We start from the raw sequence: 18,684 nt of genomic DNA, 5'->3' as shown, positions 1-18,684 counted from the left end.
GATAGCCTGCATCACGGTCGCAGGAGGAAGGTCACCGGCCCGTCGTTGATCAGGCTGATCACCATATGGGCACCGAAACGCCCGGTTTCCACCCCTGGCGGGTGTTTTTGCCGACAGATTTCGACCAGACGGTTGTAGCCGCGTTCAGCCTGGTCGGGGGGAGCGGCGGTAGTGAAGCTCGGGCGCATGCCCGAACGGGTATCGGCAGCCAGGGTGAACTGGCTGACCAGCAGCAGGCCGCCCCCGGTATCGGCCAGGGATCGGTTCATCTTCCCCTCCGCGTCGGCGAAAATCCGGTAGCCAAGCAGGCGCTCGGCCATGCGCAAGAACTGGGCCTCGCCGTCGTCGGGTTCCACCGCCACCAGGGCCAGCAGGCCGGGACCGATGGCGCCGACAGCCTGGCCTTCGACGCTGACGCTGGCCTGGGTAACGCGCTGTATGAGTGAAAGCATAAGAGACGTCGTGCTTGAGGAGGGAGCCGCGCAAGTGGCAGCGTACGAGCTTGAGCCCGAACCCGGAATGGGTTGTGTGAGCATACGGGGCCGCTTACCCTCACCCGCCGGGTGCAGCATCAAGGAAGATCGAGAATGAAATGGGACATCTTCACTGCCATAGAACAACTGATCATCCTGCTGACCATCGCCGGTCAAATCTGGATCGCTTGTAAGGTGATCCTGAATTCCGACGGCCCGGAGCAGTACGTCAGGATCATGTCCTATGCCACCGGCATCCTGATGTTCCTGATCACCAAAGCATTGGGACTGACTTTCGCCAACCTGCTGCTGTCCTCGCTGCAGCAGCAGGACATCTTCATGCTGATCCTGATCGGCGCCGTCGTCCCGTTTCTGGTGGGGGCGCTGGTGTCCGAGGTGACCATCATCGCAATCGGGATCGGTAGGCCGGTGTTGACCCGCTTCGTGCTGATGTTGGGCGCGTTCACGGCCGCACAGGCCGCCTATACCAACTTCATTGCCGTCACCACCCATCTGACGACCTTGGACAAGGCCTTCATTCCCAATCTCTGCTATGCCGTTTCCGTGGGCCTGTGGCTGACCTTTCGCTACCGCGAGCGGGGAGCGGGATACTGATCGCCGGCGGGTTGCCGCTTGGGCGTGCCGGACGGCCGCGCCAACCCGATAGACTTGGCGGATGAAGCCCGAAACCCTAGCGGGTCTGCTCTACCGCTCTACCGCCCTGCTGACTTCCCTGCCCTGGCCCTGGTTGCGTGCGTTGGCCGACGCACTGGCCTGGGTCTGGCGGCGCCTGGATGCGCGCGAAAGCAAAGTCGCCCGCCGCAATCTGCAGCTCACCTACGCCGAGCTGCTGCCCTCCCAGCGCGACGAACTGCATCGCCGCATCCTGCGCACGACCGCGCGCCAGGCCTTCGAAACCCTGCGCTTCTGGACCCGGCCGCCCGCCGACAACCTGGCGCGGCTGCGTGAGCGTCACGGCGAAGCCAGGTACGACGCGGCGTTGGCCTCGGGAAAAGGGGTGATCGTGGTCGCCCCGCATTTCGGCAACTGGGAGTTGTTGAACCAGTGGCTGTCCTCGCGCGGGCCCATCGCCATCGTCTACAACCCGCCGGATTCCAAGGTGGGCGATGCCTTCCTGCTGCGGGTGCGTGGCGCCGACAACATCCGCCAGGTCCGCGCCGAAGGGCCGGCGGTACGGCAGTTGTGGAAGACTCTTAAGGACGGGGGTGCGGTCGGCATCCTGCCGGACCAGCAACCCAAGCTGGGCGACGGCGTATTCGCCCCGTTCTTCGGCGTGCAGGCCCTGACCATGACCCTGGTGTCCCGGCTGGCCGAACGCACCGGCGCCATCGTGCTGTTCGCCTGGTGCGAGCGCACCGGCGCCGATCTGGAGTTCGCATTGCGCGTGGAGCCGGCGCCGGACGGCATCGCGGATTCCGATCCGGTGGCAGCGGCGACGGCGCTCAATGCCATGATCGAGCGCATCGCACGTCGCGATCCGGCACAGTACCAATGGACCTACAAGCGTTACGGCGCGCGTCCACCGGGAAGCGGCGAACCCAATCCCTACAAGGAACAAACCCCGGCATGACCGACCTTCCCAGTACTCCTGCGCCACCGCCTGCGCCGCAGAACCTGTCGGCGGAAACCATCGCGCCCGCTCCTCTGGTGGTCGATTGGCAGCATCTGCCGGCGCGCGGCGCCAAGCTGGCCGCCTTCGGCGGAGCATTCGGCTTCGCGATTCCATTCGCGGTGGGGTCGGCTTTCCTGTCGCGGCTGGCCGACTTCAGCACCCCGTGGCTGGTCGCCCCTGTCGTCGGGCTGCTCGGCGCGGCATTCGGTGCGTGGCTCGCGGTCAAACGCCACCGGCGCACGTTGTGGAAGCTCGATGAGCAGGGTTTCGCCCTGCAGCGCGGGCGCTGGTGGCAGACCGAGAGCCGCGTGCCGATCTCGCGCGTGCAGCACCTGGACCTCAAACGCGGCCCGCTGGAGCGGGCCTTCCGGCTCGCCACCCTGGTGATCCACACCGCCGGCACGAGGATGGCGGCGGTGTCGGTCTCCGGACTGGACGGTGAGGACGCCGAGCGTCTGCGCGACCGCTTGGCCCGTCAGTTGGACCACGACGACGACGCGCTGTGATGCAGACCGAAGCCCTAGGCGAGAACAAGCCCGAGCGCCGGCTGCATCCGTGGTCGTGGCTGTTCGTGCTGGTGCAACAGCTCAAACAGTTCATCGTGCCGCTGCTCGCCTTGCTGGTGTTCGGTGGCAGCGGCGGTCCCGGCGGCGTCTGGGCCGGCATCGGCCCGTTGATCGCCGTGGGCGTATTGGTGGTGATCTCGGTACTGCAATATTTCACTTACCGCTACCGCATCGGCCGCGATGGATTGAGCATCCGCGAAGGCTGGCTGCACCGCAGCCTGCGCGAGATCCCGTATTCGCGCATCCACAACGTGGTCCTGCACCAGACTGTGCTGCATCGTTTGTTCGGCGTGGCCGAAGTCAGACTGGAATCGGCCGGAGGGCAGAAACCCGAGGCCCAGATGCGCGTGCTGCGGCTGGACGAAGCGCTGGCGCTGGAAAGCCTGATCAAGCATCGCGGCCAGGCACCGGACGCCGATGCCTCCGCGGTGCAAGCCGACAGCTTGTTGTCGCTGCCGACCGCCGAGGTGATCCGGTTGGGACTGGTCTCCAATCGCGGCATGATCGTGATGGCGGCGGCGTTCGGCGCGGCGTGGCAGGCGTTTCCCGACAGGATGGTCGCCGACTATTTCGAGCGCTTCGCACGCCAGCTGTTCGGATACGCCAGCCACCTGCAATACGGTTGGATCACCACGGCCGCCGCCGCCCTGGCGTTGTTGTTGCTGGCGTCGTTGTTGCTGCGCCTGCTCTCGGTGCTGCTGGCCTTGGTGCAGTACCACGGCTTCCGCCTCAGCGAAGAACAGCGCCGCCTCACCGTGGAGCGGGGCCTGTTGTCGAAACTGCGCACCAGCGTGGCCCGTCGGCGCATCCAGGCGTGGACCTTGCACGAAGGGTTCCTGCACCGGTTGCTGAAGCGCCGCAGCCTGCGCATCGACACCGCCGTGGCCGAACAACAGGGCAAGAACGATCAGCGCGCGCTGAAGGAGTTGGCGCCCATCGCCACGCCCGACGCCTGCGATGCGCTGATCCAGCATTTGCTGCCGCAAGCGCAATGGCCCCGATCGGAGTGGACGGTGTTGCCGGCGGGCGTCTGGTGGCGGATCTTCCTACCCACCCTTATTTTCATCGTGATCCTGGCGCTGGCGTTGGCTTCCTACTTCCAGAACGCCTGGGGACTGGCGCCGCTGTTATGGCTGCCGTGGAGCGCCTTTGCGGCAATCCAACAGGCGCGACGCGCCGGCTATGCGGTGGACGACCGGCTGGTGGCCATTCGCGGCGGCTGGTGGTCGCGATATTGGCGCTTCGCGGAAATCGATAAGTTGCAGGCGTTGCGCCTGGTGCGCTCGCCGATGGACAGGCGCATGGGCACCGCCAGTCTGTGGCTGGACACGGCCGGCGCCAGCGGCCTTGCGCCGCCCTTGCGGATCCGTTTTCTGCCGGAAGCCGATGCGCGGTTACTGTACCTGCAACTCAGCCAAGCGCTGGTCCGGCGCAGGCTGCGCTGGTGAATCATGGGCGCCTTCTAGCCAGGCATTCAATACGGCAACTATGCGATCACGGAACATGCGGTCGTTCTCCAGGAAAAATTCCCGGGCCGCTTTGCCCAGCGTCTCGCATTTGCCCTCATCCAGAGCCAACGCTCGCTCGACTGCTTCGGCGATTCCGGCAGCATCGACAAGCCAGGTAGTCGCCGCGGCCTGGCGGCCGGTACGCGCCACTGGGATCAAGATGCCGCGCTCCGCGGTAACCAGTTCGTTCATCGGCGCCCCATCCGTGGTGAGAGTCACCGCTCCTACCCCGAGCGCTTCCATGAGGTAGTGCCCGAATCCCTCGGTGCGTGATGGGCACAGATGAAAACGATGCGAATTCTGCATCTGCCTGAGCGCATCATCGGCCACGTATTCGGTCAGCCGAATGACGTTGGCGGTATCTGCATCGTTCACTGGCAGGCTTCTTGAACGCTGTACCAAGGTCAACCGCGGCCAGTGCGGATGTTGTCTCCATGCCTCCAGAACGGCCTGGGTGCCCTTATTGCCACTCTTGCCCGCCACATGAAGGAATGCTTGTTCGCGCGGCACCTGATCATCCATGCGGTCTTCGCTGGTGAACCCGATGTACTCGGTGCGACTGCCTAGCCGAGTCAGGATTTCCTCGGCATGTCGGGTCTTTACGAATACGCAATCGATCCTTGACAGAAGCGCGATGTCGGGTTGCAGCAGGTACTCCGGATGGGGCACCAGCACGTTGATCTCAGCCCATGGCAGGTATTCGGCACGGATGTGCTCCTGCATTAGGTTCAGGCGAAACGGCGGCCTTCTTCCCGACAGTCGGCGCAAGGTGTTGCCAGCGCGCACGAACCAGGGTCGGAGCCATTTGCGCAGCTTTCCTCGCCTCAATGCGGTAACCGTAATGTCCACACCTGCTTCGGCCAGCAGTCCGGCGAGCAGGTGCATGTCCTGGGTCAGGCCAGCACCATTGTCGGATATCACGAGGTTTACACGCACGTCTGCAGGCCTCATATGGGGGGTCTCAGCATAACCAAGCAGTCGCGCAGCGACTGTGCAAACGATCACCGCAATAGGCCACAATCGTGCATCTGTTCACTTGCGGTCAATCTAGGTCGATGCAAATTCAATTCCCGCTTTCCGGCGTGATCATCGCCAAGAACGAAACCGACCATGCCGATCGCTGCTTGTACGTCATCCATCTGTCCTGCGGAGATGGCGACCTAGAGCTGCATCTCACGGATGAGAGCGGAATGGACGAGTGCGCCATGAGGATGGCAGCTTGAGCGCGCGCCCCTTGATCGTGCGCACGGGCGCCTTCGGCGACGTGGTGCTGCTCACTACGCTGATTCACCTGCTGCATGCCCGCTACGGGTCGCCGGTGGATGTGATCGGCGCCGACGCATGGACCGAAGCGCTATTGGCCGATGATCCGGCGGTGGCCGAGGTGCGCCTGCTCACCAGCCGAAACACGCCGTATGCGCTAAACCCCAGTCAGTGGCGAGTCGCGCGCTGGCTGAGGCAGCGCGGTCGTGGGCCCGTCTACATGTGCGACAACCATCCGCGCCTGCTTGCGTTGTTGCGACGGGGTGGCGTACGCCAAGAGGACATGGTGCGGCGGCCGATCGAGGACGAAGCGCCAGGCGCCCCGATCCGTCTATGGCCGGACCGATGGCTGGACATGGGCCAACGCGACCCGGCTTCGCTCTATCCGACGCTTGCGGTCGATGCGCAGGCGTACCGGCTGCCCTCGCTCGTGCTGGGCGACGCCGCGCGCAACGAATACCGTCAATGGAAGCAAGCCAAAAGCCTGCACGGACCGCTGATCCTCTTGCAGCCTGGCAACAAACGTACGCACAAACGCGGCACGGTCGCGACACGCCAGCATCCCAAATTCTGGCCGCCCGAATCCTGGGCCGCCCTGGCAGGCGCCATCTGGCAAGACCTGCCGGACGCACAGGTGCTGTTATGCGGATCGCCGCAGGAGCAGTCGGTGCTGGAGGAAATACGCGTGGCCGCCCGCAACGATCCGCGCCTGCACAACCTGGGCGGCGAACTGCCGATTCCACGCCTGCTTGCGCTGATCGAAGACGCGCACAGCATGGTTTCGGTGGACACCGGCCCGGCGCATGCCGCCGCTGCGTTGGCTTGCCCGCTGGTGGTGATGTTCGGCCCCGCCTCGCCGCTCAAATGGCGTCCGCTGGGACCGGGCAAGGTGGTGGTGTTGCGCGGCGAGCGCGGAGACCAGAGCGAAGTGCGCGACCTATCGGCGGCGCAGGTCATCTCAGCATGGCGCTCGGCGGTCGCAGCGGATGCCGGTGATCCGCATTCGAATGTCCCCGCTCGTTTCCGGGAGTCCGATCCCGTCAGCGCCCCGGACCCCAGTAACCCAGGCGATGCCTGATCTGTAGGTTGCGCAGACGCGCGGCCAGGGGCTTGGCGCGCAGCGAGCCCATTTCGCCGTCGATGAAGTCCTCGGTGGCGGCGATCACGCGCTCGGCGGAACGTCCGTCGCGATAGGGATGGATGGCATCGGCGTAGCGCAGGATTTCCGCGCTCAGCGCGGCCGTGGGCGCGAATGCCTGCTCCAGCATCGCCGGTAGCAGTACGCTGTCCGAGAAATCGAGCATGTGCGGTTTGGGCGCGCGATTGCGGAAGGTGACGACCGGCTTGTGCTGCACGACGAACTCGGAAACTATCGACGAAGTATCCGAAACCAGCACGTCGGCGACCCTTTGCGCCGCCATTAATTGCTCCGTTTCCACGAAACCGGCATTGGGGCCCGCCAGGGATCGATAGCGGTCGAACCACTCCGGCGGGCATTTGGGGTGCAAGGTCAGCAGCCAGTAACGGTCGCCGCGGGCAACCTCGGCGGCGATGGCCTCGAACAGCAGCGGCGCAGCGCTCAGCCGCTCGGTGAAGGTGGATCCGAACAGGACGATGGGACGACCGGCGGCTGGCAGCTTCAACGCATCGTCTTCATGCGCGTCGTGACGGAACAGGGGGTCGAGCTTGGGCCAGCCCGTTTCAGCCACCACGAAATGCCCTTCGCGTTCGGCGATCGCACGAAACGGCGCGGTGGTCGCAGGTCCCTGCGTGCAGTACAGGTCGAACATGCCCCGGACCCGGAAGTGACCCCGTGTGTCGCCGCGTTTTTCCACATTGAAGCCATGGAACACCTGCACCTTGGCTCCGGAAACGAAGGACGGCACCCAGTTGGCCGCGCTGAACACCGCGCGCGGACGCAGGGCCAGCGCCTCACGCAGGCCGACCGCCCTCACCGGCGTCTCCCAGCGTCCGCCCGACGCCGCGCCTTCCAGCCAGGCCGAAGCGGACTGGCCCGACTCATGCAATGCGCGCGCCAAAGGTTGCAGAATAGGCAGCGCATACCGCTCGGTAGCGAACAACAGGTACTCGGCCATCGATACATCCCCAACTACCGCCCACAGCGAGCGGCCTCGGCTTTCGGCCTGCATTATCACGTTCAACGAGGCCGACCGCATCGCCGATTGCCTGGCGTCGGTGTCGTTCTGCGACGAAGTGGTGGTGGTCGACTCGGGCTCCACCGATGGCACGGCGGCGATGGCCGAACAACTTGGCGCAAGGGTGCTGGTGCGGCCTTTCGATGGCTATCGCAGCCAGAAAGCATTCGCCGCCGCGCAAGCGAGCCATGACTGGATCCTCACTCTCGATGCGGACGAACGCGTGAGCGATCGCTTGCGCGTCTCGATCCAGGACGCCCAGGCAGGCGGTTTCTCCGGCGCGGCGGGTTATCGGTTCGCCAGGCTGTCGTGGTATTTCGGCAGATTCCTGCGCCATGGGAATGCCTACCCCGATCGCGGGTTGCGCCTGTTCGACCGGCGCCGCGGAGGCTGGCGCGGCGATCGCGAGATCCATGAAGCGGCCAGCGTGGATGGCCCCATCCTGCTGCTGGAGGGCGACGTCATTCACTACCCTTACCGCTCGCTTGAGCAACAGTTGGCGAAGACCCAGACCTATGCGCGGATGATGGCCGAGCACGAACATGCGCGCGGCAAGCGTCCTTCGCTGTTCAAACTCGTGCTATCGCCTGCGTGGCGGTTCTGGCGAGGATATGTCTTCCGTCTAGGATTCCTGGACGGTTGGCAAGGGCTCGTATACGCCTACGTGCGGGCCAATTACGTGCGGCAGAAATCAATCATGCTGCTGATGCTGCGGCACGGGCAGCCGGTGTCGGGCAAGCGCGGATAGTCCTTCGGGCGGCGCTATGCCGGGCGTGGACGGATTCTCGCGCAAGGCCAAGCCGAGCAACAGACCTACCAGGACTGCATAAAGCGTTGTGGTCAGGGCATGCGCGAACATGGACTGCGTGATGCCGGAAAGTACATAGACCGCGACCAGGATCAAACCCGCCCACGCAGAACCCTTGGGTACGGTCAAACGATTGGTCCTGATGATTCTCAGGAAATGGGCTGCGGGAAGCAGATAGAGGGCGACGATCAGGACCAGCCCGGGAATGCCCAGGGTGGCCGACCATTGCGCCAGATCGTTATGCGCATGGCGAAGCTTGCAGACGGTCAATTCTTGCGCGCGGCATTCGGGCAGCTGTTCCACCAAGGTGCCGAACCGATCTATTCCCAGCCCCATCCAGGGATGGTCCAGGAATGCGTGCCAGGCTAAGGACAGGAACTTCAATCTTGCCCCCAGCGCCGAATCCACTTGGCCGGCGGAATATTTCTGCAGATCGGTCTGGATGTTTTCCAGCCGCATGTGCGCCGTCAACCAGGGCACCAGACACATCAACGCCAGCAGCAACAGCAGGGCGGCCAAGGAAATGCCGATCCGGACCCGGGCCTTGCGACCACCACTGCCGATCGCAGCGACCAGCACCAGCAAGCCCAGGCCCGGCAGCACGCCGCGACTCCCCGACAACACGATAGCGATGGTCCCGAGGATCAGCATGCTTGTGAGCAGCAACAGCATCCACGGTTGTCTGCCCTGTGGACGGCAATAGACCACCAGAACCAGCAACGCCAGCACGGCGTTGGCGAATACGATGGGATTGTCGCCTCCGCCGGCGCGCTCGACTCCGGAAATCATTTCTACAATTGCCAAGGCGCAGGCGAGCACGACTCCGGATATCGCTCCGATCCATAACCACAAGCGCGACGGAGCCAGCGCGAACGCCAGCAATCCGCACCACGGCACCAGCAGGAACCTCGCGTAATTGTCGATGGTTCGCCAGCCCTGACCGGAAAACTGCATGGACAGGATCGCCAACCCAAGCACTAGGACCGCGAGCAGCGCGAACGAGCCCAGCACCTGTCCGGTCTTCGTCCATGCTTCCGTCAGCAGGTCGGGGACCAGCAGAGTCACCCCTGCGAGCAGCACGCCGAAAGGGGCGAAGCCCTTGGGCAGGAATATCAAAGCAGTGGCGCAAACCAAGGACAACCCGGCCGCGCTGGCTGCGAAACGCTGCCGCTCCAGATAACCCTGCGAGTAAAACCTTTTCCCTGAAACAGCCATATTCCGTTTGGCGGCCTTTGAAGTCAGGCATCCGATAATAATGGCGGAAGCAAAAAATATCGGGAAATTCCGTCTCACAATTGCAAGGCGCCACACCTTAACGATGCATTCACCTGCATGACTTATTTCTTGCAGCTTCCGATATTTCTAGTGCGAATTACGTTTGCGTAACAACGCATAGAAAAATCCGTCCATGCCCTGCTCGCCGGGCAGTCGCTGCCGACCGTGGCCGGCCGCATGACCGTAACGCGCATCCAGCGCCTCCGGTTGCGCATCGGCAGTGCGCGCCACGAAACGGGAAAGCTGATGTTCGTTCTCGTCCTTCAGGATCGAACACGTCGCATACAACAGCACTCCTCCCGATTTGACCGTCTTCCACACTCCATCCAGCAGGCGCGCCTGCAAGGCGACGAGCGAGGACAAGTCTTCTGGGCGGCGATGCAGCAGCACGTCCGGCTGCCGCCGCACGATGCCGGTCGCCGAACACGGCGCGTCGAGCAGCACAGCGTCGAACGGCTCGCCGTTCCACCAGGTTTGCGTATCGCTTGCGTCGGCCACGCGGAACTCGGCCTGCGCACCGATGCGCGTCAACGTTTCCCGCACCCGGTTCAAACGGCGTTGATCGACGTCCAGCGCCAGCAAGCGCAGAGAAGGATCGCGCTCGAGCAGATGGGCCGCCTTGCCACCCGGCGCGGCGCACGCGTCCAGTACATGCGCGCCAGGCCCGAGCGGCAATGCATCGGCCACCTGCTGCGCGGACCCATCCTGCACCGAGGCATCTCCCTCGGCGAAGCCCGGCAGCGCCGACACCGCGACGGGCAGATCGATGCGCAGCGCATCGGATAGATTCGGGTCGATGCTGGAAACGATATCCGCCTCCTGCAGACGCGAGGCGTATTCGTCGCGCGTGCCCTTGCTGCGGTTCACCCGTAACCACAATGGCGCCGCATGCGCGCTAGCCTGGAAAATCGCGTTTGCGTGTTCGCCCCATTCCAGATTGATCTTCTTGCGCAACCACGCCGACCACGCCGCGGCCGGATCGGATTCGGGAAAGCCTTCGCGCTGCGCCCGCCGCAGCAATGCGTTGACCATGCCGGCCTGATGCGGGCGGCCTAGCGTGCGCGCGGCTTCCACCGTGGCCGACAGCGCCGCGTGCGCGGGCAGCCCCATCGCATCGATCTGAGCGAAACCCACCAGCAATAGCGAACGCAGGTCGCCGTCTTTTTCTCCCAGCGGTTTCTGCAGCCAGAGCTGCAAGGCCGCGTCGTAACGCGCGCGCTGGCGCAGCGCCGAGAAACAGATCGCTTCCAGCAATGCGCGATCACGCGGATCGGGCAGCTGAGCGAGCGCGGTGACCAACTCGCCTTTCAGAGAGCGGCCGCGATGGATCACCGCCTCCAGCACCTTGGCCGCGAGCACGCGCGTGGCGACGCCCGGACCTGCGTTCATGGCGTGGCCAGATCGCGGCGCGCGTTCAGATAATCGGCAGCGGTGATGGCTTTGCCGCCTTCACGCTGGATCACGCGCAGTCGCAACGCGCCTTCTCCGCAGGCGATGTCCAGCCCCTGCTTGCTGGCGGCAAGCAACGTGCCCGGCGCGAATGCGTGGGGAAGATCCAGGGCCACCGCGCCGCGGATGCGCAGACGCTCACCCGCAACCACCGCTTCGGCTACTGGCCAAGGTTCAAAGGCGCGCACTTTGCGCGCCAAAACCGTGGCCGGCTGGTTCCAGTCCAGATGCGCTTCATGCTTGTCCAGCTTGTGCGCGTAGGTCACGCCCGCCTCGGGTTGCACCCAGGGTACCGGCCGCACGTCCGCGCGCCGCAAAGCCAGGCCATCGGCGAGTACGCCTGCACCCAATTCCGCGAGGCGATCATGCAATTGTCCGCCGGTCTCTTCAGGGCCGATAGGCGTGGTCTGAGCCAGCAACACCGGGCCCGTATCCAAGCCGGCTTCCATCTGCATCAGGCAAACGCCGGTTTCGGTATCGCCGGCCTCGATGGCGCGCTGGATCGGCGCGGCGCCGCGCCAGCGCGGCAACAAGGAAGCGTGCACGTTCCAGCAGCCGAAGCGCGGGATCTCCAATACGGCACGCGGCAGGATCAGGCCGTAGGCGACCACCACCAGCAGATCGGGCTCCATCGCACGCAACGCGTCCTGCGATTCCCTGCGCTTCAGGGTTTCCGGCTGCAGCACGGGAATGCCGCGCTGGATCGCTTCCAGCTTCACCGGCGGCGGGGTCAAGCCGCGTCCTCGCCCGGCGGGCCGGTCCGGCTGCGTGTAGACCGCGATCACCTCGTTGTACGCGTGCGCGGCGCGAAGACTGGGGACGGCAAAGGCCGGCGTACCGGCGAAGACGATTCTCATAGAGTGGTCAATGGCGAATAAGGAAGCCGCGCGATGTGCGCTGTTAAGTGCAAAAGAGCATGGCGCCGCTTCGCAGCGCGGCCTGCGCTACCTTACCGCATCAGGCCGCGTCGCCCGCCAGCTTGCGCTGCTTGGCCAGCTTCTTGCGCACCATTTCGCGTTTGAGCGGCGACAGGTAATCGACGAACAACTTCCCTTCCAGATGGTCCATCTCATGCTGGATGCACACCGCCAGCAAGCCGTCGACCTGCAGTTGCTGCGGCTGGCCGTCGCGATCGAGGAAACGCACGTCGATGGAATCGGCGCGGGTCACGTCGGCGAAGATGCCGGGCACCGACAGGCAGCCTTCCTGATAGACCTGCTCGCCGGTCCTGGCAAGGATTTCCGGGTTGATGAACACCTGCGGCCCGGATTTGTCCTCGCTGATGTCGATGACCATGAAGCGCTTGTGCACATCGACCTGGCTGGCGGCCAGACCGATACCGGGGGCTTCGTACATGGTCTCGAACATGTCGTCGAGCAGGCGCTGGAACGCGGGATCGGAGATCTGCGCGGAATCCACCGGGACTGCCTTGGTGCGCAGCCGGGGATCGGGGAATTCGAGGATGGGGAGTAGTGCCATGGCGGTTCAGTAGTGGGGATGCCGTCGGAATTCGGCAAGGCCTCACGAATTCTAACTCCCGGGCTTGCTTAGTGCCCGGGTTTCTGGACTATAGTGCGGACAACCTGTGGGGAATCAGGTGGGGATTAACATGTTCAGAAAATTTCGTACGGTTCTTGCCGCCGCCGCGTTCATCGTGGCCACCTACGCTGCGGCCGCCGAAATGTCCGGCGCCCACCCCGACACCTATGTGGTGAAAAAGGGCGATACCCTCTGGGATATCTCCGGCAAGTTCCTGAAGAAGCCCTGGCTGTGGCCGGAAATCTGGCAAGCCAACCCGCAGATCAAGAACCCGCATCTCATCTATCCCGGCGACGTGATCAGTCTGGCCTATCTGGACCGCGTGGCCGTGCAACCGGGCCCGCGCCAGGACGCGCCGATCGGGGCGATTCCGCTGTCGGACATCGAGCCCTTCCTGAAGAACCTGCGCGTGACCGACAGCTTCGAACAGCTGCCGCGCGTGGTAGGCCTGGAAGAAGACCGCTTGCGCAGCTCCGGCGGCCAGCTGGTCTATACCGTGGGACTGGAAGGCGCCCAGGTGGGCCAGCGTTTCGCGATCGTGCGCCCCACTTTGCGCTACACGCACACCCGCTTCGTTTCCAATGGCCGCTATGCGACCTATAAAGAAGATCTCGACTTCCGCGGCAAGCGCCTGGGTTCGCAGACCATCGACTGGGAGCGCAACTGGAACAGCGCCGCCCTGGATACCGGACCGCAGCTCGAACTGTTGGGCTATGAACTGGCCCAAGTCAGCGTCGGCACCCTGACCCGTGGCGTGGTGCCCGGTTCGGACGCCAGCACCCTGGTCCTGGAAGGCAACGGCCACGAAGTCCGCGTCGGCGACCGCCTGATCCCGGTCGAAGCCCAGCCCTACGACCTGCAGTTCTTCCCGCATGTACCCAAGGTACTACAGCCCGAGGGCAAGCTTCAGATCGCGGCAGTGGCCGACGCCCTGACCTCGGGCGGTCCTCGCGACGTGGTGGCCATCTCCGGCGGCAGCCGCGAGGGAATCGACAACGGCACCGTGTTCTCGATCTGGCGCCAGGGCAGCCACGTCATCGACCGTCAGCATGACCCCGAAGACTCGCGGCTTACCGAGACGCGCCCCAATTCGCGCACCCGGGCCGGCGGTAGCGACCACGTGCTGCCCGACGAATATGCCGGTCACGTCATGGTGTTCCGCACCTTCGAAAAGGTCAGCTATGGCCTGGTCATGGAAGGCACCAAGCCGGCGCGCGTAGGCTATGCGCTCAAGCACCCGGACGCGACCTACTGACCGCATCGGTAGGAAACTTCCTAGGCAACAACACGACGGCGCCTGAGGGCGCCGTCGTCGTCTCCGGCCTAGTCTGGACGGATGCACGAAGAGGCCCTCGCTCTACTGAAACTGGTCCTAGCCGGCGGCGCCGTGGCGCCCAGGCGCGGCCTGCTGGATGCGCATGACACTCCCGCACGCAGCCTTGCCGCTGGCGCACCGGCCTGGAGGGCGGCGGGCCTGACCGAAGCCCAGATCCAGCGGCTCCGCCAGCCCGATAACGAACTATTGCAACGCACCTGCCAGTGGCTGGGGCCCGCCCGCCATCACCTGCTGGGCTGGCACGATCCCGACTATCCGCCCTTGTTGCGACGGATCAGCAGCCCGCCGTTGGCCTTGTTCGTGGATGGCGATCCGTCGCTGCTGTGGCGCGCGGGGGTGGCCGTGGTCGGCAGCCGCTCGCCCACTGCCGGCGGACGCGACAATGCGTACTCCTTCGCCAAGACGTTCGCGGCATCCGGTACCGCGGTGATCAGCGGAATGGCGGCGGGTATCGACGCTGCCGCCCACGAAGCGGCGCTGGCGGTCCCGCAGGGGGTCACTGTCGCGGTACTCGGCACCGGGCCGGACCTCGCCTATCCGCCGCATCATGCCGGCCTGCGCGAGCGTATCGCCGCGCAAGGGGCGGTGGTCAGCGAGCACCCGCCCGGCACCCAGGCCAAGCCGGCGCATTTCCCCAGCCGCAACCGGATCCTGGCTGGCCTGGCCCTGGGCACCCTGGTGGTGGAAGCCACCGAGCGCTCCGGCGCCCTGATCACCGCGCGCCAGGCCGGCGACAACGGACGCGAAGTGTTCGCCGTGCCCGGCTCCATCCACAACCCGCTGGCGCGCGGCTGCCACCGGCTGATCCGGGAAGGCGCCGGCCTGGTCGAGAACGCGCAGGAGGTGCTCGACGCCCTGGTTCCGATGGCCAGCGAACTGGCTGATTTCCTGCGCGGGCGGCTTGCGGGCAGCCTCGCCCGTCCCCATATCGGTGCCGACACCGCACTTGCGCCGCTGAACCCGGACTACCAGCCCTTGTGGCTGGCGCTGGGCCACGACCCAACCGGTATGGATTTGTTGGTCGAGCGGACCGGATTGACGGCCGCCGAACTGTCCTCCATGCTGCTGGTCATGGAACTGGATGGACGGGTAGCGGTCGAACATGGGCGCTACTCGCGCAAGACCTAGTTTCTTTCCTCCACAGCGTCAGGGACGCAGGCCGAGGGGCAATGAAAGAGAGCATCCTGGATGTACTGCTTTACCTGTTCGAACACTACTTCACTGAAGACGCGGACCCCGTCCGCGACCGCGATTCGCTCCAGAACGGCCTGATCCAGGCCGGCTTCAGCCCAACCGAGATCAGCAAGGCATTCGACTGGCTCGATGCTTTGGCCGAGCAGCGTCCGGCCGCCAGCGAGCCGCGCATCGGCGGCCCTACTCGCGTCTATCACGGTCCCGAGCTGGAAAAGCTGGATGTGGAATGCCGTGGCTTCCTGCTGTTCCTGGAACAGCACGGCGTGCTGGATGCGGACCAACGCGAGCTGGTGTTGGACCGTGCCATGGCCCTGGACCAGGACGAACTGGACCTGGACGACCTGAAATGGGTGGTGCTGATGGTGCTGTTCAACCAGCCCGGCTCCGAAGCCGCGTACGCATGGATGGAAACTCAGATGTTCGACGACGAACCTGAACCGGTACACTAAGAATTAGTGACCTTCCCTGCCTCGGGGAAGGACGAACCTCGCAGGGAACGCATGAGCGACTGGTATTACTCCGCCGGTGGCGATCAACGCCAGGGACCGCTGACCACGGACGATCTGGTCGCGCAATTCCGCTACGGCCGCATTGGCCTGGACACGCTGGTCTGGCGGGAAGGCCAGGGACAATGGCAGCCGCTTGGCGATTTCGCCGCCGAGTTAGGCCTTGCTGGAGGTAACGGCGAACCGCTTCCGCCGCCCCTGCCCCCGCCCCGCCCGGCATTCAATCCGCAACGTTTGTCCGCCCCACCGAAATCCGGCATGTCCGGCTGCATGATCGCGGTCATCGTAGCCGCGGTGCTGGCTATCCCCGTGGTCGGTATCCTGGCCGCGATCGCCTTGCCCGCTTACAACGATTACACGTTGCGCGCGAAGGTCGCCATGGCGCTTCCGGTCGCCGAACCGCTGAAGCCGGCGGTGGTTTCCCATCTGGACCGCGAACAGACCTGTCCCAGCAACGAGGATGCCGATTTCGCCGCGCCCGAGCGCTACGCCAGCGGCAACGTCGCCTCGATCACGTTCGGCCAATTCGAAAGCGATCTGTGCGGCATGGAATTGATCCTTACCGTGCCCGGCAAGCCTGCGCTCGACGGCAAGCCGGTGTGGCTGGAGTACGACCCTTCCGATTCGTCCTGGCATTGCAGTTCTGAAATCGACGACAAGTACCTGCCAGCCCAGTGCCGCGGATGACGCGCGCCCATCTTGCGCCTTCTCCTTGAAACGGAGGAGCGCGTGGGCAGCAAAGACGCGCGTTCTGCTTCAAACCCGTGCGGTTTACGCAACCTAAGACACGGTAAATTTTTTCTGTAACTGGTCTGGGGAGACCACATGTCTATCTGGTATTACACCGATGCCGAACGGCAGCAACAGGGGCCGCTGTCCACGGACGAACTCAAGCAATACTTCCATCGCGAAATCGTCAATCCGGACACACTGGTCTGGCGCGACGGCATGCTGCATTGGCGCGCGCTGAGCGAGCTGGCCGGACAATTGAACTTGCTGCCGGCTGCCGCAGTCGTCACCGAGGCGCCCTCCGTAGCCAAAGTCGGGCCGCCGGCGCTGGCGCCGTTACCCTCGCCTGTGGTCGCCGAGCCGGAACCTGCGCTGACGATTGCCCCGGCCCCGACCAGCGGCCGCGCGGTGTTCAACCTGGGCAGCGAGCCTTCCGAACTGCCGCCGCAGGTGCTCGCCGAGGTTCGCCATCGCGCTCATCAGGCGCTCGAAAATGTCGATTCCGATAACCCCTACTGGCCCGCCCAAGCCGCGCTGCGCAGTCGCAGGCCAGCAACGCGCGATGAAGACGTCGTCTATGCGGGATTCTGGAAGCGCACGGCGGCGGCCATCGTCGACGGCATCCTGATCTGGATCATCGGCAGCTTCGGCGGCGAAGCGTTGGGAACCTTGCTGGGCGACCTGGCCGGAGGCAGCAAGCTTGCGGTGGCGATGATGGTCCTGCTGGTCACCCTGACCCTGCAGGTCTGCTATTACGCCTTTTTCCACGCTTCGTTCAATGCCGCAACGCCCGGCAAGATGCTGATCGGCATCAAGGTGGTGCGCGGCGACGGCGATAACATCAGTTTCCTGCGCGCGGTCGCACGTTATTTCGCCACCATCCCCAGCGGCATCCTGCTGGGCATCGGCTATCTGATGGCCGGTTTCACCGCTCGCAAGCAGGCCCTGCACGATATGATCTGCGACACGGTGGTGGTGGATAAATGGGCCTTCACCGGACAGCCGGAAATGCAACGGCACGAACTGGGAACCGCCACCGTCGTGGTGCTGGTGGGCTATGTTGGGTTGATCGTACTGGCGGTGATATTCGTGGCAGCGCTGGGATTCGGCGATGCCGTTCGACATGTGCGTTGAAAGGATTTAGGGAAACCTCATGCAAAACTGGTACTACGCCGACGCCGACCGCCAACGCCAGGGACCGCTCAGCGCCGACGAACTGACGCAACGTTTCCATCAGGGGCAATTGCGCTTGGACACGCTGGTATGGCGCGATGGGATGGCCGACTGGCAGCCGCTGCGCGACTTCACCGGCGAACTGGCGCTGCATCAGGCACCAGCGGAAACTTTCTACACGCCTGTCGAACCGGTGGCAGCGGCAAAACCCGCCGACGAGACGACGTCTGCCTTCGCCGATTCCAGCGCGCGCGCGGATTCGCCCTACGCGCCACCCAGCGCCACGCTGACTTCCGACGAGGCGTTTTACGGCGGCGGCGAAGTGGTCTACGCCGGCTTCTGGAAGCGCGTGGCGGCTTACCTGATCGACGCTTTCGTGATTGGCATCGCCACGCAGGTCGTGCAGCTGGTGGTGATGGGCGTGTTTTTCGGCATCAGCGCCTCCAGCATGAGCAACCCGGAAACCATGTTCGCCAGCGGTACCGGCATCCTGTTCGTGGCGGCGCTGTATCTGGTGCCGTTGGCCATGAACGCCGCTTATTACGCTGCCTTCCACGCTTCCTCCAAGCAGGCCACGCTGGGCAAGATGGCGGTGGGGATCAAAGTGGTGCGCACCGACGGAACCCGCATCAGCCTGGCGCGCGGCGTAGGCCGATTCTTCGCCACCATCCTGAGCAGCCTGATCATCGGTATCGGTTTCCTGATGGCCGCCTTCACCGAGCGCAAGCAGGCCCTGCACGACATGGTCTGCGACACCCTGGTAGTCGACAAGTGGGCCTACACCGCCCATCCGGAGTGGCAGAAGCGTGAACTTGGTACTGTGACCGTGGTCATTCTGGCGATTTTCGGCGTATTGATGCTGGCCGTTTTGGCGGTGTTCGCATTGGCCATCGGCATGGCGGCTTCCGCCGGCAACTGGAACTGAACGCGGTCGGTCCTGCTTGACAGGCAGGGGTCCGGCGTGATTCCACTATAAATAGAAGAAACCTGAACGCCCGGGGCACACACCCCGGGCGTTGGCTTCTACGCCAACCCCATCTGAAGGACACTCGCCGGCCCTGCCGGCGCTCGAACCC

General features: G+C 64.5%; 19 protein-coding genes. 12 read left to right on the top strand and 7 right to left on the bottom strand.

Going from position 1 to position 18,684, the window contains the following annotated elements; genetic code table 11:
• Window positions 1–11: 11 nt before the first annotated feature.
• Window positions 12–452: a D-aminoacyl-tRNA deacylase gene (gene dtd / locus J2W94_RS11910; protein WP_310093502.1), complete on the bottom strand. Its 441-nt coding sequence runs from the start codon at window positions 450–452 to the stop codon at window positions 12–14.
• Window positions 453–587: 135 nt separating this feature from the next.
• Between dtd and J2W94_RS11905 the strand changes: the two genes are divergently transcribed.
• The 4 genes from J2W94_RS11905 (at window position 588) to J2W94_RS11890 (ending at window position 4,120) form a co-directional block, all read left to right on the top strand.
• Window positions 588–1,088 (top strand): hypothetical protein, encoded by a 501-nt coding sequence (locus J2W94_RS11905; RefSeq protein ID WP_310093500.1) that lies wholly within the window; start codon window positions 588–590, stop codon window positions 1,086–1,088.
• A 61-nt stretch (window positions 1,089–1,149) separates the two neighbouring features.
• Window positions 1,150–2,064 (top strand): lauroyl acyltransferase, encoded by a 915-nt coding sequence (locus J2W94_RS11900; RefSeq protein ID WP_310093498.1) that lies wholly within the window; start codon window positions 1,150–1,152, stop codon window positions 2,062–2,064.
• On the top strand, window positions 2,061–2,612 hold the full coding sequence (locus J2W94_RS11895) for a PH domain-containing protein (protein ID WP_310093496.1): 552 nt from the start codon (window positions 2,061–2,063) through the stop codon (window positions 2,610–2,612). The genes J2W94_RS11900 and J2W94_RS11895 overlap by 4 nt, the downstream gene beginning before the upstream one ends.
• The gene (locus J2W94_RS11890) at window positions 2,612–4,120 is read left to right on the top strand and encodes a PH domain-containing protein (RefSeq protein ID WP_310093494.1); all 1,509 of its coding nucleotides are present in this window, start codon (window positions 2,612–2,614) and stop codon (window positions 4,118–4,120) included. The genes J2W94_RS11895 and J2W94_RS11890 overlap by 1 nt, the downstream gene beginning before the upstream one ends.
• Here J2W94_RS11890 and J2W94_RS11885 read toward each other — a convergent pair.
• Window positions 4,067–5,065, bottom strand: coding sequence for a glycosyltransferase (locus J2W94_RS11885; RefSeq protein ID WP_310093492.1), 999 nt, complete (start codon window positions 5,063–5,065; stop codon window positions 4,067–4,069). The genes J2W94_RS11890 and J2W94_RS11885 overlap by 54 nt on opposite strands.
• 334 nt (window positions 5,066–5,399) lie before the next feature.
• On the opposite strand from J2W94_RS11885, the gene J2W94_RS11880 reads away from it, so the two are divergent.
• Window positions 5,400–6,521 carry a glycosyltransferase family 9 protein gene (locus J2W94_RS11880; protein WP_310093491.1) on the top strand — a complete coding sequence of 374 codons (1,122 nt, stop codon included), beginning with the start codon at window positions 5,400–5,402 and terminating at the stop codon, window positions 6,519–6,521.
• On the opposite strand, the gene J2W94_RS11875 is transcribed toward J2W94_RS11880, so the two are convergent.
• Window positions 6,484–7,539, bottom strand: a complete 1,056-nt coding sequence (locus tag J2W94_RS11875) for a CDP-glycerol glycerophosphotransferase family protein (protein WP_310093490.1) — start codon at window positions 7,537–7,539, stop codon at window positions 6,484–6,486. The two genes, J2W94_RS11880 and J2W94_RS11875, sit on opposite strands and share 38 nt — an antisense overlap.
• Here J2W94_RS11875 and J2W94_RS11870 point away from each other — a divergent pair.
• Window positions 7,538–8,347 (top strand): glycosyltransferase family 2 protein, encoded by an 810-nt coding sequence (locus J2W94_RS11870; protein WP_310093737.1) that lies wholly within the window; start codon window positions 7,538–7,540, stop codon window positions 8,345–8,347. The genes J2W94_RS11875 and J2W94_RS11870 overlap by 2 nt on opposite strands.
• Here J2W94_RS11870 and J2W94_RS11865 read toward each other — a convergent pair.
• The 4 genes from J2W94_RS11865 to def form a co-directional block, all read right to left on the bottom strand.
• Entirely contained in the window at window positions 8,291–9,622 is a 1,332-nt protein-coding gene (locus tag J2W94_RS11865; protein WP_310093489.1) for an O-antigen ligase family protein, read from the bottom strand. The genes J2W94_RS11870 and J2W94_RS11865 overlap by 57 nt on opposite strands.
• A gap of 147 nt (window positions 9,623–9,769) precedes the next feature.
• Window positions 9,770–11,071 carry a 16S rRNA (cytosine(967)-C(5))-methyltransferase RsmB gene (gene rsmB, locus J2W94_RS11860; protein WP_310093488.1) on the bottom strand — a complete coding sequence of 434 codons (1,302 nt, stop codon included), beginning with the start codon at window positions 11,069–11,071 and terminating at the stop codon, window positions 9,770–9,772.
• A complete protein-coding gene (gene fmt, locus J2W94_RS11855) occupies window positions 11,068–11,988 on the bottom strand; it encodes a methionyl-tRNA formyltransferase (protein ID WP_310093487.1) in 921 nt (306 codons plus the stop codon). Before fmt ends, rsmB begins: the two co-directional genes overlap by 4 nt.
• Before the next feature lie 100 nt (window positions 11,989–12,088).
• Entirely contained in the window at window positions 12,089–12,610 is a 522-nt protein-coding gene (def, locus tag J2W94_RS11850; RefSeq protein ID WP_310093486.1) for a peptide deformylase, read from the bottom strand.
• 130 nt (window positions 12,611–12,740) lie between these two features.
• On the opposite strand from def, the gene J2W94_RS11845 reads away from it, so the two are divergent.
• The 6 genes from J2W94_RS11845 (at window position 12,741) to J2W94_RS11820 (ending at window position 18,533) form a co-directional block, all read left to right on the top strand.
• Complete coding sequence (locus tag J2W94_RS11845) at window positions 12,741–13,925, top strand: LysM peptidoglycan-binding domain-containing protein (protein ID WP_310093484.1); 1,185 nt, start codon at window positions 12,741–12,743, stop codon at window positions 13,923–13,925.
• Between the two features lie 81 nt (window positions 13,926–14,006).
• Window positions 14,007–15,134, top strand: coding sequence for a DNA-processing protein DprA (dprA, locus tag J2W94_RS11840; protein WP_310093482.1), 1,128 nt, complete (start codon window positions 14,007–14,009; stop codon window positions 15,132–15,134).
• 41 nt (window positions 15,135–15,175) lie between these two features.
• A complete protein-coding gene (locus J2W94_RS11835) occupies window positions 15,176–15,649 on the top strand; it encodes a DUF494 family protein (RefSeq protein ID WP_163839183.1) in 474 nt (157 codons plus the stop codon).
• Window positions 15,650–15,700: 51 nt separating this feature from the next.
• Window positions 15,701–16,393, top strand: a complete 693-nt coding sequence (locus tag J2W94_RS11830; protein WP_310093479.1) for a GYF domain-containing protein — start codon at window positions 15,701–15,703, stop codon at window positions 16,391–16,393.
• Window positions 16,394–16,531: 138 nt separating this feature from the next.
• Complete coding sequence (locus J2W94_RS11825) at window positions 16,532–17,569, top strand: RDD family protein (RefSeq protein ID WP_310093477.1); 1,038 nt, start codon at window positions 16,532–16,534, stop codon at window positions 17,567–17,569.
• Window positions 17,570–17,588: 19 nt separating this feature from the next.
• The gene (locus J2W94_RS11820; RefSeq protein WP_310093476.1) at window positions 17,589–18,533 is read left to right on the top strand and encodes an RDD family protein; all 945 of its coding nucleotides are present in this window, start codon (window positions 17,589–17,591) and stop codon (window positions 18,531–18,533) included.
• Window positions 18,534–18,684: the final 151 nt, after the last annotated feature.

Source organism: Pseudoxanthomonas sacheonensis, from assembly GCF_031455975.1.
GTDB lineage: Bacteria > Pseudomonadota > Gammaproteobacteria > Xanthomonadales > Xanthomonadaceae > Pseudoxanthomonas_A > Pseudoxanthomonas_A sacheonensis_A.
The sequence above is the reverse complement of the archived record's forward strand: the minus strand, read 5'-3'. Positions and strand labels throughout refer to the sequence as shown.